The sequence below is a fragment of the Bordetella muralis genome (assembly GCF_054781015.1).
The window spans coordinates 208,544-223,550 of sequence record NZ_BAAGVF010000003.1 but is presented as its reverse complement, the minus strand read 5'-3'; the positions used below and the strand labels follow the sequence as shown (position 1 = coordinate 223,550).

The window sequence follows — 15,007 nt, the reverse complement described above, 5'->3', positions numbered from 1 at the left end:
TCCATGACAGAGCGCGTGTTGCTGGCAGGCTGCGGAGATCTGGGCTTGCGCGTAGCACAGCACTTGTCGGCACGCGGCGCCGAAGTCTGGGCGCTGCGCCGCCGGCCGCCGCGCGATGATGGGCGCGAGCCCGCCATACGCTGGCTGCAAGGGGATTTGACGCGTCCGGAAACACTCGCCACATTACCGGCGGGCATCACGCATGTCGCCTATCTGCCCGCACCGGATTCGCGCGATCCCGATGTCTATCGCGCGGTGTTTCAAGAGGGGCTGCCCGCACTGTTGACTGCGCTGGATCACACGGCCTTGCAACGGGTCTTGTTCGTATCATCGACTGCCGTGTATGGAGAACACCATGGCGAGTGGATCGACGAGTCGACACCTACTGATCCAGCAGGCTTTAATGGCCGCATTTTGCTTGACACGGAACGCTGGCTGGCCGCGCAGTCCGTATCCTCCATCAGCCTGCGTCTGGCTGGGCTGTATGGCCCTGGCCGTCTGCAGTTGATCGAACGGCTCCGCGCCGGATCCGCGCGCGCTCCCCGGCACCCGCCGCATTGGGCCAATCGAATTCACATCGACGATGCGGCGGCGGCGGCGGTGCATCTGCTGGCATTGCCACATCCGGATGCGCTCTATCTGGGCGGCGACGATACGCCTTTGCCACTGCACACGCTTTACGAATATCTGGCAGCGCTGATCCACGCACAGCCCCCTGGCGAAGGCCCCGCGCCCGCCAATGTAGGCAGTAAAAAACTCAGCAATGCACGGCTGCGAGCCAGCGGCTGGACACCAGCGTGGCCTGATTCGCGCGCTGGCTACGCCGCACTATTGCGCTAGTTGCGGTGCGCGGCATTTTCTGCGACACGCACACACCTATCGCGTCAACCGAAATACGCCCGAACAGCGTCGACCACTTTGCGGATGTCGTCTTGCGACACATCCAAGTGCGTCACCATACGCGTCGGGCCACGATAGACCGCACGGAGGATGATGTCCTGTGCCTGCAAGGCTTGGGACAGCTTTTCAGTATGCTCAGGCGCGAATTCGGCAAACACCATGTTGGTGTTCTGGGCCAGCACCTGCACACCGTCAATGCCACGCAGCCCCTCTGCCAGCAACGCGGCATTCTCGTGGTCTTGTGCCAGACGCTCGACATGATGGTCCAGGGCATGCAAACACGCCGCCGCCAGAAAACCTGATTGCCGCATGCCGCCGCCCAACACTTTGCGCCAACGGCGTGCCTCGTCAATCAGGGCTTTGCTGCCAACCAGCACAGACCCCACTGGCGCGCCCAGCCCCTTGGAAAAGCAGATTGAGACGCTATCGAAAGGCGCACACACCTCATGTGCCGTACGGCCTGACGCGACCGCCGCATTGAACACACGAGCGCCATCCAGGTGCAAGCCCAGCCCATGCTCTCGCGCAAACTGGGCGGCCTGATCGATATAGGCCGCTGGAATCACTTTGCCTTGAAAGGTGTTTTCCAGCGCCAACAGACGCGTACGCGCGTAGTGCGGGTCACCTTTGGGTTTGACGGCTGCTGCCAACTTTTCCAACGGCAGGCTGCCATCGTCGGCGTGTTCGACCGGCTGCGGCTGGATACTGCCCAGCACCGCCGCCCCACCGCCCTCGTATTTATAGGTGTGCGCCAACTGGCCCACCAAATATTCGTCGCCTCGCCCGCAATGCGCCATCAGCGCCGCCAGATTGCTTTGCGTGCCGGATGGGAAAAACAATCCCGCTTCTTTACCTACGCGCTCGGCCAGCGTTTGCTGCAGCCGCTGAACGGTAGGATCCGCCCCCATCACATCATCGCCCACAGGTGCATTGGCCATCGCCTGCAACATGGCGGCAGTCGGCCGAGTGACGGTATCGCTACGCAGATCAATCATCAAAAGCTCCCGATATACCCCAGCATCATCGACACCGGGAAAAAAGAGGCGCGGCCATCAGGCCGCCGATCGTTTACTTGGTTTTACTACGAGGCGCTCGGCTCACTACGACCAATCCCACCATGACCAGCGCCATTCCCATTATTTCCACAGTCGCCGGCTGCTCGCCCAGCAGCAGCCACGCCAGCAGTGTTGCCATGATGGGCACACCCAAACTGGACAACCCCGCGATCGATGCAGGCACACGGCGCACCACTGACAACCACAGCAGCCATCCCGCCGCCGTGGCAATCAGGCCGGAATAAAGCAGCCCCAAAGTGACCTCCCATCCCCACACCACGGGCGCATGGGGCACCCAGATCGCGGCAGGTACCGTCAACAATCCGCCCAGCAACATCTGCCAGGTGGTGAAGGTCATCAAATCCGGCGCGTGCAGATCGAACATGCGTTTGGACAGCACCGTTCCCAATCCCCAGCTCAGGCCTCCGGCGAGCGCGAGAACAGCCGAAGCCCAATCCCCCATCCCGCTCCACGGTTGCAGAAAACAGACCAAGCCCGCCGCGGCCACAGCGATTGCAACGCCATGACGCGCCGTCGGCCGCTCCTTCAGAATAAGCCAGGCAAACGGGATTACCCAGAACGGCATGGTGTACGCCAATACCGAAACCTTGCCTACACCGCCGCTGAGCAAGGCCAGTTGAACCAGTGTCTGAAACCCAGCCGTTTGCGTCAAACCCGTGAGCAAGGTCAATTTCCAAGGCGTCATCGCCAGCGGCCGCCGCAACACGATCAGCAATGCGAACAACACTGCTGCGCCAATCAAATATCGTGCGGCCACGACTTGAAATGGCCCCATGTACGCGACCAGCAGCTTCATCGATATCCAACTTCCTGCCCACACCACAATCGTGGTGAACATCAAAATCAGGCCGGTCCTATCGAAATTGCTGCTACTCACTGAAAAACTCGTCAAAGAAAAGAAAAAGCGCTCGATCCGACATCAGTCGGATCGAGCGCACTCGATGATACTCCTGTCGCCGACCGACCCGCTCCGCCCCTGTTCGGGAATCGGAACGGTAGATCATGCTGACGTCATCGATATGACATCGCTGGTGATCATGACCGGCACATCGCGTTCGTCAGCCGGGGATTCCCCTGACGGATCGAATAGAACAGCACCTGGTTCAGAGCCGGCGTCACACCGATTTCGCCAGTTGATCCAGAATGGCGGGGTTCTCCAATGTGGACACGTCCTGCGTGATTTCCTCGCCCTTGGCGACGACACGCAACAAACGGCGCATGATCTTGCCCGAGCGGGTCTTGGGCAGGTTGTCGCCGAAACGGATGTCTTTCGGTTTGGCGATGGGGCCGATTTCCTTGCCGACCCAGTCGCGCAATTGCTTGGCAATCGCTTGTGCCTGATCACCCTCGGGGCGAGCCCCCTTGAGCACCACAAAGGCCACCACGGCCTCGCCGGTCGTGTCGTCGGGACGGCCCACGACAGCGGCCTCGGCCACCAACTCATGCGCGACCAGGGCGGACTCGACCTCCATCGTTCCCAAACGATGGCCGGACACGTTGAGCACGTCATCGATACGGCCCATGATCCAGAAATAGCCATCGGCATCGCGCTGTGCGCCATCACCGGCCAGATAGCAGCCGTTGAGTTCCGGCGGGAAATAGCTTTTCTTGAAGCGCTCCGGGTCGCCCCAGATCGTGCGGATCATCGACGGCCACGGGCGTTTGATCGCCAGGAACCCGCCATTGCCCGGCTCGACGTCCTTGCCCGTTTCGTCCACGATCGCCGCCGCAATCCCCGGCAAAGGCAAGGTGCACGAGCCCGGCTTGGTCGGCGTGGCGCCCGGCAAGGGATTGATCATGTGGCCGCCAGTCTCGGTCTGCCACCAGGTGTCCACGATGGGGCAACGTTCCTGGCCCACGTTCTTGTGGTACCACATCCAGGCCTCGGGATTGATGGGCTCGCCGACTGTTCCGATGATGCGCAGGCTGTTCAAATCGTAGTTGCCCGGATGCGTGGACGGCGTGGCCTCGGAGGCCTTGATCAGCGAACGGATGGCCGTCGGCGCCGTGTAGAACGTCGTGACCTTGTGCCGTGCAATCATGTCCCAGAAACGGCCCGCATCCGGATAGGTAGGCACGCCCTCGAAGACGATTTGCGTCAGGCCTGCGGCCAACGGCCCATAGGTAATGTAGGTGTGGCCCGTGACCCAGCCCACATCGGCGGTGCACCAATAGACGTCGTCTTTACGCGCGTCGAAAGTCCATTTGACCGTCAGCAAGGCCCACAACAGATAACCGGCCGACGAGTGCTGCACGCCCTTGGGTTTGCCAGTAGAACCGGAGGTATACAGGATGAAGAGCGGGTGCTCGGCGTTGACCGGCACGGGCTCGCAGGTATCGGACTGGCCGGATTCGACATCATGCATCCACAGGTCGCGCCCTTCGGTCCAGGGAATGTTGCCACCGGTGCGGCGATAGACGACGATCTTGGTCACGGCATCGCAGCCGCCCATGGCAATGGCATCATCGACGGCAGGCTTGAGCGGGATAGTCTTGCCGCCGCGCACTTGTTCGTCGGCGGTGATCACGACCGATGCGCCCACATCGCCGATGCGTTCTTGCAGGCTCTTGGCGGAGAAACCACCGAACACGACGGAATGGGTGACGCCCAGGCGTGCGCAGGCCTGCATGGCGACGACGGCCTCGATCGACATGGGCATGTAGATGATGGCGCGGTCGCCTGTTTTGTATCCCAGGGATTTCAGGCCATTGGCAAAACGGCTGACTCGCGCCAGCAATTCGCGATAGGTGACTTTGGCGACTTTGCCGTCGTCGGCCTCGAAAATGATGGCGGTTTTGTCAGCGTTGCCATTGGTCAGATGCACGTCGAGGCAGTTGGCGGACACGTTGAGTTCGCCGTCGCCGAACCAGCGGTAAAACGGTGCGTTGGACTCGTCCAGGACCTCGGTAAAAGGTTTGGTCCAGGTCAGATGCTCGCGCGCATGGCGGGTCCAGAAACCGTCGAAATCCTGTTCGACCTCCTGGCACAGGGCGCGATAGGCATCGAGGCTGTCGATGCGGGCGCCTTTTGTTGCCCGCTCAGGCGGCGGGAATACGCGCGTTTCGACCAGGACGGACTCGATAGTGTTGGACATGGTTCTGTCTCCGAATGCGTGGTGTTTTAGGTATGGCAATGCTGGCTATACCTAACCGTATCGCCGTGCTCTTACGGGCACCTTACGATGGTGCAGATCGCTTGGGGCTTTCGGGCCTGCGCGAGGCGTGGGTCACGGCTGTTGGTGTAAGGATAACAGTCTGGGAAGGGGTGTTTTATGGCGGTGCAGCATGGGACGAGGATGCGTGGGTTGGACTCAGGGGCGGTTTGGGCATTGCATGACTGCGGCCTGTAGAGTTCTTTTGGCGCCAGCGGCCGCCGTGTAAAAGCCCCGCCGGCCCTATCGCGGCGACTCGGCCCGTGAGCAGGGGCCTCGGCCTCGCTGCGCGAGGCTGAATCGCCGCTCTACGGGCCGACGGAGCTTTTACTCGGCGGCCGCTGGCTCGCGATTTCTGTTGTTCGCGGATACTTGGTCGTGACGATCTACGCGGGCTCTTGGGCGCGGCGTGCCAGGCCGCGGCGTACGTCGACGCGGGTCAGTAGCAACAGGCCGCCGACAAAGAAGATGCCCGTGACCAGGATGGCCAGGCGATGATTGCCCATCGTCAACCAGGTGACCAGGCCATAGGTCAATGGCCCGACGACGGCGGCCAGTTGTACGGCGAAGGTCCAGAGGGCGAAGAATTCGGCCAGGCGTTTGCCGGGCGCGAGCGCACCCACCATCGCGCGGCCGGCGCTCTGGCTTGTGCCCATGCACAGGCCTGCCAGGATGGCAGCGACCCAGAATACCGCCACGGTCACGGCAGCATAGGCCACCAACACCATGATGATCCAGCCAACGAGGGTGATGGCCAAGGCTCGTTTATGGCCAATACGGTCTTGTACGTAGCCAAAACTGAATGCGCCAACGGCCGCACCGATGTTGACGGTGAACACCAGCAGCATGATCTGCGGCATGGTAAAGCCCATGACCTGATCTGCATACACGGCAGCCAGGGTGACGACGACGGCAATGCCGGCCTGATAGCAGGCGCCACACATCAGCAATCGACGAAATTCGGGATAGTGGGTGCCGGTATCGCGCCACACGGCAGCCAGTTGGCTCAGCATCCCCGACGCATTGAGCGCCATGCCTTGCGGCCTGGCCCGCTCGCGCAACAGGAAAAACGAGGGCAAGGCAGCCAGGGCAAAGACGGCAGCAGTGATGACGATGACCCACGGCACATACTCGGACGCAGTCAATCCGCGCGATTCGCCTACGGTGACTGCAGCCAGAGACAAGCCCAGCGTAAGCATGCCGCCGCAATAGCCAAAGCTCCAGCCCCAGCCCGATACGCGGCCCAGCGCATCGGGTCGCGCCAGCTCGGGCAAGAAGGCCGCCACGACCGACTCGCCGATGCAATAGCAGTAGTTGGACACGGCCAGCGCAGCGAGTGCCAGCCACACATCGCCCGGCCCGGCCTGTGTCAGCACCAGTGTGGCGACGACGCAGCCTATGGTGCTGGTATAGAGCAATCGCCGCTTGGCGGCCCGTGCATCGGCACGTGCGCCCAGCCGCGGCATGGTCAACATGATCAACAGATATGACAGCGACAACGCGGCCGTCCACGCCAGCGTGGCCCAATGGGCGCGCTGGCCCACCACGCTGACGAAATACGTACTGAACACCGTGGTCAATATCACGGTGGTATAGCCCGAATTGGCGAAGTCATACATCGCCCAGGCCCAGACCTCGCGCCGAGCCACGCCAGGATTCAGCGCGCTCGAGACGTTGCCCGGCGTGCTCTCGGTTGCGCCAGCCGGTGGCGGCAAAGGCTGTGTCACAGCCCTAGCGCGGCGATGCCTGCACGAGCAATTTCGACGTCTTCGGAGGATTTCACCCCGGACACGCCTACCGCCCCCACGACTTCGCCGTCGACGATCACGGGCACACCGCCCTCCAACAGGCCTTCGAGCTGCGGAACCGACAGAAAGGCATAACGGCCATTGTTGATGATGTCCTCGTAGCCGGCGGACTCACGGCGGCCCAATGCGGCGGTTTTGCCCTTGGCCGGCGAGATGTAGCTGGAAATCGGTGCGGCCCCGTCCAGACGCAGCAGACCCAATGTATGCCCACCGTCGTCCACCACAGAGATGGTCACGGCCCAGCCGTTCTTGACGGCGTGTGCTTCGGCGGCCGCCAGGATTTTCTTGACGTCTTCGGCGGTCAATACGGGTTTGCTTTTCATTGCAACGAATCCTTTATTTGTTCAAGTGAGGTAGGGTCTTCGATCGTAGTGAGATCCCCCGGGTCCCTGCCCTCGCACACGGCGACGATCGCGCGGCGCAGGACTTTGCCTGAGCGCGTTTTCGGCAAGGCGGACACGAACCGAATACGGGCTGGGCGCGCCACCGCGCCCAACTGATCCTCCACTACGCGCATGATATCGCCTTCCAGCGCGCGCGCATCGTCGGGCCGTTCCGCCGCCGCGGGATTTTTCAGCACGGCAAAGGCCATCGCCACCTGGCCTTTCAAGGAATCGGCCACGCCTACGACTGCGCATTCGGCAATCCCCGCGTGGCTGTTGACGGACTCTTCGATTTCGCGCGTCCCCAGGCGATGACCCGCCACGTTGATCACATCGTCGGTACGGCCCAGGATGAACCAATAGCCGTCCTCATCGACCCTCCCCCAATCGAAGGTCGAATACAACTGCCGGCCAGGAATCGACGTGAAATAGGTCTGTACGAACCGTTCGTCGTCGCCCCAGATCGTCGACATCGCGCCGGGCGGCAGAGGCGGCGCTATCGCGACCACGCCCTTTTCGCCAGGCCCGAGATCCTCGCCGGTGTGCTCGCTGACAATGCGGGCATCAAAGCCGTACACGGGGAATGAAGGGCTGCCAAAACGCGTCGGTACCCGCTCGACCCCAGGCTGGGCCGAGAGAATCGGCCACCCCGATTCCGTCTGCCAATAATTGTCGATGATAGGCTTGCCCAGCCCTTGCGAAATCCATTGTGCCGTGGGTTCATCAAGCGGCTCGCCGGCCAGATAGACTGCACGCAGCGATGACAGATCATGCCGCGAGAGCAGCTCCGGCGCCTGGCGTTTGAGCACGCGCACGGCGGTCGGTGCCGAAAACAAGGTATTGACGCCAAAGCGTTCGACCAGCTTCCACAATATTGCCCCATCGGGGCGTACCGGTGTGCCTTCGTACAGGATCGTCGCCTGTCCACCGATCAAGGGACCATAGACAATATAAGAATGGCCGACGACCCAGCCTATGTCACTGGTGCAAAAATAGGTGTCGCCCGGCTTGCCGTCGAACAGATACTCCATGGACGACGCCAGCGCCACGGCATAACCGCCCACATCGCGTTGCACGCCTTTAGGCTTGCCGGTCGTGCCGGAGGTGTACAGGATATAGCTGGGTTCGGAAGACTCCAGCCACTGCACAGGTACCTGACTGCCGTCGTGACGCTGGCGCAGCTCGGCATAGTCCAGGTCCCGACCCGGTTGGCGATCGCACGGCGCCAGGCCGCGATCCAGCACGATCACAGCGCCCGGCGGACGCGTGCAGAGGCTGAGCGCCTTGTCGAGCAAGGGCTTGTACGGCACGACCTTGCCTGCACGCGAGCCGGCATCGGTCGAGACGATGACCTTGGGTGTCGCATCATCGATGCGCTGCGCCAGATTCACCGAAGCGAATCCGCCAAACACCACCGAATGCACCGCCCCCAGACGCGCACAGGCGAGCATCGTAAACACGGCCTCGGGCACCATCGGCATATAAAGCAGCACGCGGTCGCCGCGGCCCACACCCTGCTCGCGCAGCATGGCAGCCACGGCATTGACCTCGTCATACAGTTGCCGGCGCGTGTACGTGATCTCTTGATCGACTTCGGTAGATACCCAGATCAATGCAGGCTGGTCGGCCTGCTGCGGCACCCAGCGGTCAACGGCGTTGTAGCAAAGATTGGTCTGCCCCCCGACAAACCAGCGGGCAAAAGGCGGACGGGAAAAATCCAGCACTTGTTCGAAGGGCGTTTCCCAATGGATACGCTCAGCCTCGGCGCGCCAAAAAGCATCGCGGTCGTCAATCGAACGGCGGTGAAAATCGCGGGTTCTTTGCATACCTGTCTCCGGTGATATGCGGACGCTGTGGTCTCGTTTGCGCTATTGTCGCGGGCAAAGCTTGCATCAGACTTGCCGCTGAACCTGGGGTATTCCCGTAGTTATCGAGCTGGTTTTGCGCAGATGGGGCGAAAATAAAAAATAAATAAGCGATTGGTGTAAGCATTTACCCAATTTGCAACCAAGCATTTGCTAGAATCCCCGCATCCCACATTTTTACGGCGTCCCTCTGCGGGGCAGCCTCCACCGGCACTCATGACGCGCGCGCACCATACGCAAAGCGACCGCTTTACTTATCGTATTCCGGGTTTACTGATTGCCGCCCTCTGCGTGGTACTGGCGGGCTGCGCAGGCACCAATCGCCATAGTGCCGACGCAGGCGTCCTGGACGAACAGGACATCGAACTCGCCTCATTGTCCAGCGATCCCATCGGGGCACTGGCCACTACCACCGCCACTCGCCGTACGATCAGCGCCGAACGGCGGCAGGCCATTACCAATCCATTAATCGACGCAGCGCTCGATCAACTCGGCATACGCTATCGCTATGGTGGATCGTCGCCTGACACGGGCTTTGATTGCAGTGGCCTGGTGGCCTACAGTGCCGAACAAGGTTTGGGACTGAAACTACCTCGCAATGCATCGGCCATCGCATTGGTAGGCACGTCGATCGACAAGCCCGAGTTGCGTCCTGGTGATCTGGTGTTTTTCAATACTCTGGGACGGCGTTATTCGCACGTCGGAATCTATCTGGGCGACGATCGCTTCGTGCATTCGCCCAGTGCGGGCGGTGTGGTTCGTATCGAAAAAATCACCATGAAGTACTGGGCCAAACGCTATAACGGCGCCCGGCGTCTCGATGGCAATCTGTTGGCATCGGCCAGCAACACGCGGCGTTAAACGAAAACAGGCCCGATCAGCAACAGCTGACATCGGGCCCGAGCAGGCGCGCCATCAATGCAGGCCGCACAGGCCGCATTGCTGCAAAGCCTGCTGCATGCTGCATACCGAACGGCGGCATGCCACGACCCGGATACCACCGCGCTGGGCCGCATTCCGGAAGGTCTTCATCACGTTGTGGCCCAAAAAATCCGTCAGCAAAATGACCAGCTGAGTGCCCGAGGGCAATTGCAGGGTTTTTTTCTGATGAGACGGATCACGCCCACTGATGTGATGCGTGATCGATATGTTGTGCCCTTTCAGCAGGTCTGGAATATTGCCCAGCCTGTCGGCGCCTACTACCACTGCGCTAAGCGCTGATGTCATGATGTGTACTCCAGATCGTTGAGGAAGTGGAGTTAATGATAATGATTCCTATTTTTTAGTCAACACAAATGAGATCGGTTCTTATTTAATATATTTATCGGGTTTTGATCTGGCATAGCAAGGCTCTCAAACGCGATAAGAAGTCACATAAATCGGTAATAAGCTAAGCCGGAAATGACAGGAAATGCGATAAAAAAACCCGGCATGAAGCCGGGCCGGTATATCGGCAATAGCAGGAAATCCGCGATTATTCACGCCTGCCCTGCACTGCATCGGTGACGACCTGACGAGTCAGCGCAGGCGCCATCATTTCCAGGAACGTGTAGACGTAATCACGCAGGAACACGCCCGCCTTGACTCCCACGCGCGTGGTGTGTGTGCCAAACAGATGCCCTACCGGCAGGCCGACCAGATTGCCGTCGCGGCGGGGATCGTAGGCCACTCCGGCAATGATACCTATGCCCAGGCCGACGTCGACGTAGGTCTTGATCACGTCGGCATCGATGGCCTCGAGCACGATATCGGGATGGATGCTTTGGCTGGCGAACACTTCGTCGATCGTGCTGCGGCCGGTAAAGGCGCGATCGTAGGTCACGATGGGATATTCGGCCAATTGCGCCAGGGTCAGGTTCTTTGCAGCGCTGGAGGTCAGTTCGGCCAGGGGATGATCCGGCCGGACTACGACAGTGTGCTCCCAGGCGTAGACGGGCAAGGTCGCCAAGCCTGGGGTCAGCGCGAGCGATTCGGTCGCCAGTGCCAGGTCGGCTTGTTCGTGCAACACCATTTCGGCCAATTGGGCGGGGCTGCCCTCGGCCAAGGACAGGTGCACTTTGGGGAATTGCTTGCGAAAGTCCGGGATGACGCGCGGCAACAGATAGCGTGCCTGGGTATGAGTGCATGCAATGACCAGGCCGCCTTCGTCGCGGCGGGCAAACTCGTCGCTGACTTTTTTCAGGTTGTCGACTTCGCGCATGATGCGGTCGATCACCTGGGACACTGCCAAGCCCGGCTTGGTCAGGCCTTTGATGCGCTTGCCGTGGCGTTCGAAGATCTTGATGCCGAGTTCGTCTTCGAACTCGATGATGGCCTTTGATACCCCCGGCTGGGAGGTGTATAGCATCCGGGCGGCTTCGGTCAGGTTGAAGTCGCGGCGAATGGTCTCGCGGACGAAACGGAATTGTTGCAGGTTCATAATGGCCCCGGATAGATTGGGGCATTATAGGTTATATAGAAGGTTGTTTATATTACTTATATTTATAAACTTAGAGGGGGCTGTGTCCCTGAATTGGTGCATGGGTTGGGGGGGGCTAGAGGGAACGTACGGAGTTCTTGAGACGTTTGCCACAGTCGGGCAGGAGGGGCGGACGGGCCTGGTCCGCTGACTCGTCCCCTGAACGGGGACTCGGCCTACGTCCGTGAAGGATTGGCGGGCCGGGGGCCAAACTCGCTTCGCTCAGACATGGCCCCCGGACTGCCCCCGCCAATCCTTCACGGACTCGGCAGCTTCCAACAGGCCCGCCCGCCCCTCCTGCCCGACTGCGACAAACTTGCGTTAGAGGGCTCGCGGAGGTTCTGGGGGCTGGTTGGGCTCCACCGGGATGGAGCCCAACCGGTGGCCCAACGGGGGGATCAGCGCATTGAGATGGTGGTGTTTACTGTTCTTCCGTGCGCGGACCAGCGGGCTGTGACTGTTTTGGTTTGGGTCCAGAACTGTACTGCCTGCTTTCCGTTCGGACCTAGGTCGCCTAGTTTTGAGCCGCGAGAGCCTGTGAAGCTGAACCATGCTACGGGTACGGGAATGGGAATGTTGATCCCGACTTGGCCTACGTCGATATTGTTTTGGAAGTAACGGGCCGCGCCGCCGTCTTGGGTGAATAGCGCGACACCGTTGCCGTTGGGGTTGCGGTTGATGAACGCGACGGCATCCTCGAGGGTTTCGACGCCGACCACGCACAGCACGGGGCCAAAGATTTCCTCGGTATAGATGGTCATGTTTTCGGTCACGCCGTCGAACACGGTCGGGCCGACAAAGTTGCCTTCTTCAAAACCGGAGACTTTCAGGTTACGGCCATCGAGCAACAGTTTGGCGCCTTCGTCGACGCCTTTTTGGATCAGGCTCTCGACGCGTTTTTTGGCATTGGGCGATACCAGCGGGCCCAGATCTGCTTCGCGGTCGGTGCCGGCGTTGACTTTCAGGCGCTTGGCGCGCTCGACGAAATCAGGCAGCCAATTGCGGGCCTCGCCCACCAGCACGGCGACCGATGCAGCCATGCAGCGCTGACCGGCTGCGCCGAATGCGGCGCCGATCAGTTGATTGAGCGCGACTTCGGGATCGGCGTCCGGCAAAATCACGCAGTGATTTTTGGCGCCCATCATGGCCTGGCAACGCTTGCCGGCATTGGAGGCACGTTGATAGATCTCGGAGCCCACGCGGGTCGAGCCGATGAACGATACGGCCTTGATGTCGGGATGCTCGCACAGGCCGTTGGCAATTTCGGGGCCGCCGTGCACGACGTTCAGTACGCCCGGCGGCAAGCCTGCCTCCAGGGCCAATTGGGCGAGGAACAGCGATGACGTTGGGTCTTGTTCCGAGGGCTTGAGCACAAAGGTATTGCCGCAGGCCACCGCAATGGGGAACATGAAGCACGGCAACATCACGGGGAAGTTGAACGCGGTGATGCCCGCGCACACGCCCAGCGGTTGAATCAAGGTATAGACGTCGATGCCGCCCGCCGCATTCTCGGCGTATTCGCCCAGTTGCAGGTTGGCGATCGAGCATGCATGCTCTACGACCTCCAGGCCGCGGCCCACTTCGCCCTCCGCGTCAGGCAGAGTCTTGCCGTGTTCGCGCGTGATCATTTCGGCGAGTTTGCCTGTGTTTTCGCGCAGCAGTTGCTGCAGCTTCAGCATGACGCGCATACGCGCGCCCTGCCCGCTGTTACGCCAGGTCTGAAAAGCCTCTTTGGCATTGGCTACCGCCAGATCCAATTCTTCCCGAGTCGCAAAGGGGACTCGGGCGACAACTTTCTGCGTGGCGGGATCGATGACGTCGCGCCATTCTGTCGTCTTGGACTGCACGAGCTTGCCGCCGATCAGTAGCGGGACGTTGGGAACTTCACTCATGATGACTCCTTATTCCGAAAAAACCGCTGCGCTGTTGCGCAGCCCGTGATTTGAAAGGCCCCGCGCCCGCCGCTACGTTGGCATGCTGCGCCTGAATTGGCACTTTTCCTGCGTGGCGGGCCTGGGATAAAAATAAAATCTATTTCTTGAGCAGCGGGCAGCTGGAGTCCGCCAACGGCTGAAAGGCTTCGTCGGCCGGGATCGTGGCGATCAGCTTGGAATAATCCCAACCGCCTTTGGATTCGTCCGGTTTTTTGACCTCATACAAATACATGTCGTGAATCACGCGACCGTCGGGCCGGATGCTGGCGTTGCGCATGATCGGATCCTTGATCGGCAGCGCGCGCATCTTGTCGGCCACTGCGCGCCCTTCGGTGCTGCCCGTAGCGGCGACCGCGCGCAGGTAATGCAAGACGCTGGAATACACGCCTGCCTGCGTCATCGTCGGCTTTAACCCGCGAAACGCTTTTTCGAATCGAGCTGACCATTCGCGCGTCGCGTCGTCGTAGTCCCAATAAAAGCCGTCGACATAGGACAGGCCCTGCGCGTTATCCAAGCCCAAGGCACGCAAGTCCGACAAGAAGATCAACAACGACACCAGCCGTTGACCACCCGCGACGATGCCGAATTCACGAGCCTGTTTGACGGCATTGACGGTGTCCTGACCACCATTGGCCAACGCCACGACTTGTGCTTTGGAGCTCTGCGCCTGCAATAGATAGGATGCGAAATCGGGGGCATTCAAGGGATGACGGACCGAGCCTGCGACAGTACCGCCCAGGGCTTTCACGGCCTTGGCGGTATCTGCCTCGAGCGAATGGCCGAACGCATAGTCCACGGTAATGAAGTACCAGGACTTGCCGCCCGCCCTTACCGTGGCTTTGGCGCCGCCAGCCGATTGCGAATAGGTGTCGAACATCCAGTGAAAACCGACCGGCGAACATTCTTTGTTGGTCAGCGCCGTCGTCGCAGGCCCGGAGAACATCACGACTTTGTCTTTTTCGCGGGCAATACCCTGTACGGCCAGGGCTACGGCGGAATTGGTCAGGTCGGCGATCGCGGTGACGCCTTCGCGGTCGAACCATTCACGGGCGCGAGCGGCGCCGACATCGGCCTTGTTTTGATTGTCGGCCGACACCAGTTCGATCTTCATGCCCTTGCATTCGGCGGCCAGGCAGTCGTCGATCGCCATCTGTGCAGCGGCCACCGAGCCGGCGCCGCCCATTGCGGCATAGGTACCCGACATATCTGTCAGCACCCCGATTTTGACGGGCGGCTTGTCCGCTGCCCAGGCTGGGGCGGTCAAGATGGCGCCCAGGCACAAACTTGCGGCCAGGCCGCGCGCATGCAGTGTCATGATGATTGTCTCCGGTGATTATTTATCTTGTTTGCAGGCCGATGCACCGTTCGGACCTGCTGGTCTAGTGTAGATGTGTAAAAATCATCCAGCAACAGCACAAATTGCACATTCGT

At 60.7% G+C, this 15,007-nt stretch carries 12 protein-coding genes; 2 read left to right on the top strand and 10 right to left on the bottom strand.

What is annotated here, in order from left to right:
* The first annotated feature begins 3 nt into the window (after positions 1 to 3).
* Positions 4 to 840: an NAD-dependent epimerase/dehydratase family protein gene (locus ACYVIT_RS06185; RefSeq protein WP_415808588.1), complete on the top strand. Its 837-nt coding sequence runs from the start codon at positions 4 to 6 to the stop codon at positions 838 to 840.
* A gap of 44 nt (positions 841 to 884) precedes the next feature.
* Here ACYVIT_RS06185 and ltaE read toward each other — a convergent pair whose 3' ends face one another.
* From ltaE to ACYVIT_RS06155, 6 genes are all read right to left on the bottom strand, one after another.
* Positions 885 to 1,895 carry a low-specificity L-threonine aldolase gene (gene ltaE, locus ACYVIT_RS06180; RefSeq protein WP_415808589.1) on the bottom strand — a complete coding sequence of 337 codons (1,011 nt, stop codon included), beginning with the start codon at positions 1,893 to 1,895 and terminating at the stop codon, positions 885 to 887.
* 73 nt (positions 1,896 to 1,968) lie between these two features.
* Entirely contained in the window at positions 1,969 to 2,853 is an 885-nt protein-coding gene (locus ACYVIT_RS06175; protein ID WP_460478168.1) for a DMT family transporter, read from the bottom strand.
* A 238-nt stretch (positions 2,854 to 3,091) separates the two neighbouring features.
* Positions 3,092 to 5,071, bottom strand: a complete 1,980-nt coding sequence (acs, locus tag ACYVIT_RS06170; protein ID WP_415808590.1) for an acetate--CoA ligase — start codon at positions 5,069 to 5,071, stop codon at positions 3,092 to 3,094.
* Between the two features lie 443 nt (positions 5,072 to 5,514).
* A complete protein-coding gene (locus tag ACYVIT_RS06165) occupies positions 5,515 to 6,855 on the bottom strand; it encodes an MFS transporter (protein ID WP_415808591.1) in 1,341 nt (446 codons plus the stop codon).
* Positions 6,852 to 7,259: a heme-binding protein gene (locus tag ACYVIT_RS06160; RefSeq protein ID WP_094820258.1), complete on the bottom strand. Its 408-nt coding sequence runs from the start codon at positions 7,257 to 7,259 to the stop codon at positions 6,852 to 6,854. Before ACYVIT_RS06160 ends, ACYVIT_RS06165 begins: the two co-directional genes overlap by 4 nt.
* Positions 7,256 to 9,145, bottom strand: a complete 1,890-nt coding sequence (locus ACYVIT_RS06155) for a propionate--CoA ligase (protein WP_415808592.1) — start codon at positions 9,143 to 9,145, stop codon at positions 7,256 to 7,258. The genes ACYVIT_RS06160 and ACYVIT_RS06155 overlap by 4 nt, the downstream gene beginning before the upstream one ends.
* A gap of 255 nt (positions 9,146 to 9,400) precedes the next feature.
* On the opposite strand from ACYVIT_RS06155, the gene ACYVIT_RS06150 reads away from it, so the two are divergent.
* Complete coding sequence (locus tag ACYVIT_RS06150) at positions 9,401 to 10,045, top strand: C40 family peptidase (protein ID WP_415808593.1); 645 nt, start codon at positions 9,401 to 9,403, stop codon at positions 10,043 to 10,045.
* Between the two features lie 54 nt (positions 10,046 to 10,099).
* Here the strand turns inward: ACYVIT_RS06150 and ACYVIT_RS06145 are convergent, their stop codons facing one another.
* The 4 genes from ACYVIT_RS06145 to ACYVIT_RS06130 form a co-directional block, all read right to left on the bottom strand.
* On the bottom strand, positions 10,100 to 10,411 hold the full coding sequence (locus ACYVIT_RS06145; protein ID WP_415808594.1) for a DUF2325 domain-containing protein: 312 nt from the start codon (positions 10,409 to 10,411) through the stop codon (positions 10,100 to 10,102).
* A gap of 247 nt (positions 10,412 to 10,658) precedes the next feature.
* A complete protein-coding gene (locus ACYVIT_RS06140) occupies positions 10,659 to 11,603 on the bottom strand; it encodes a CysB family HTH-type transcriptional regulator (RefSeq protein ID WP_415808595.1) in 945 nt (314 codons plus the stop codon).
* A 437-nt stretch (positions 11,604 to 12,040) separates the two neighbouring features.
* Entirely contained in the window at positions 12,041 to 13,534 is a 1,494-nt protein-coding gene (locus tag ACYVIT_RS06135) for a CoA-acylating methylmalonate-semialdehyde dehydrogenase (RefSeq protein WP_415808633.1), read from the bottom strand.
* A gap of 139 nt (positions 13,535 to 13,673) precedes the next feature.
* Positions 13,674 to 14,891 carry an ABC transporter substrate-binding protein gene (locus tag ACYVIT_RS06130; protein ID WP_415808634.1) on the bottom strand — a complete coding sequence of 406 codons (1,218 nt, stop codon included), beginning with the start codon at positions 14,889 to 14,891 and terminating at the stop codon, positions 13,674 to 13,676.
* Positions 14,892 to 15,007 lie beyond the last annotated feature (116 nt).

Coding starts and splice junctions, on each gene's coding strand:
- ACYVIT_RS06185 (WP_415808588.1), top strand. CDS start 4: ATGACAGAGCGCGTGTTGCTGGCAGGCTGCGGAGATCTGGGCTTGCGC.
- ltaE (WP_415808589.1), bottom strand. CDS start 1,895: ATGATTGATCTGCGTAGCGATACCGTCACTCGGCCGACTGCCGCCATG.
- acs (WP_415808590.1), bottom strand. CDS start 5,071: ATGTCCAACACTATCGAGTCCGTCCTGGTCGAAACGCGCGTATTCCCG.
- ACYVIT_RS06160 (WP_094820258.1), bottom strand. CDS start 7,259: ATGAAAAGCAAACCCGTATTGACCGCCGAAGACGTCAAGAAAATCCTG.
- ACYVIT_RS06155 (WP_415808592.1), bottom strand. CDS start 9,145: ATGCAAAGAACCCGCGATTTTCACCGCCGTTCGATTGACGACCGCGAT.
- ACYVIT_RS06150 (WP_415808593.1), top strand. CDS start 9,401: ATGACGCGCGCGCACCATACGCAAAGCGACCGCTTTACTTATCGTATT.
- ACYVIT_RS06145 (WP_415808594.1), bottom strand. CDS start 10,411: ATGACATCAGCGCTTAGCGCAGTGGTAGTAGGCGCCGACAGGCTGGGC.
- ACYVIT_RS06140 (WP_415808595.1), bottom strand. CDS start 11,603: ATGAACCTGCAACAATTCCGTTTCGTCCGCGAGACCATTCGCCGCGAC.
- ACYVIT_RS06135 (WP_415808633.1), bottom strand. CDS start 13,534: ATGAGTGAAGTTCCCAACGTCCCGCTACTGATCGGCGGCAAGCTCGTG.
- ACYVIT_RS06130 (WP_415808634.1), bottom strand. CDS start 14,891: ATGACACTGCATGCGCGCGGCCTGGCCGCAAGTTTGTGCCTGGGCGCC.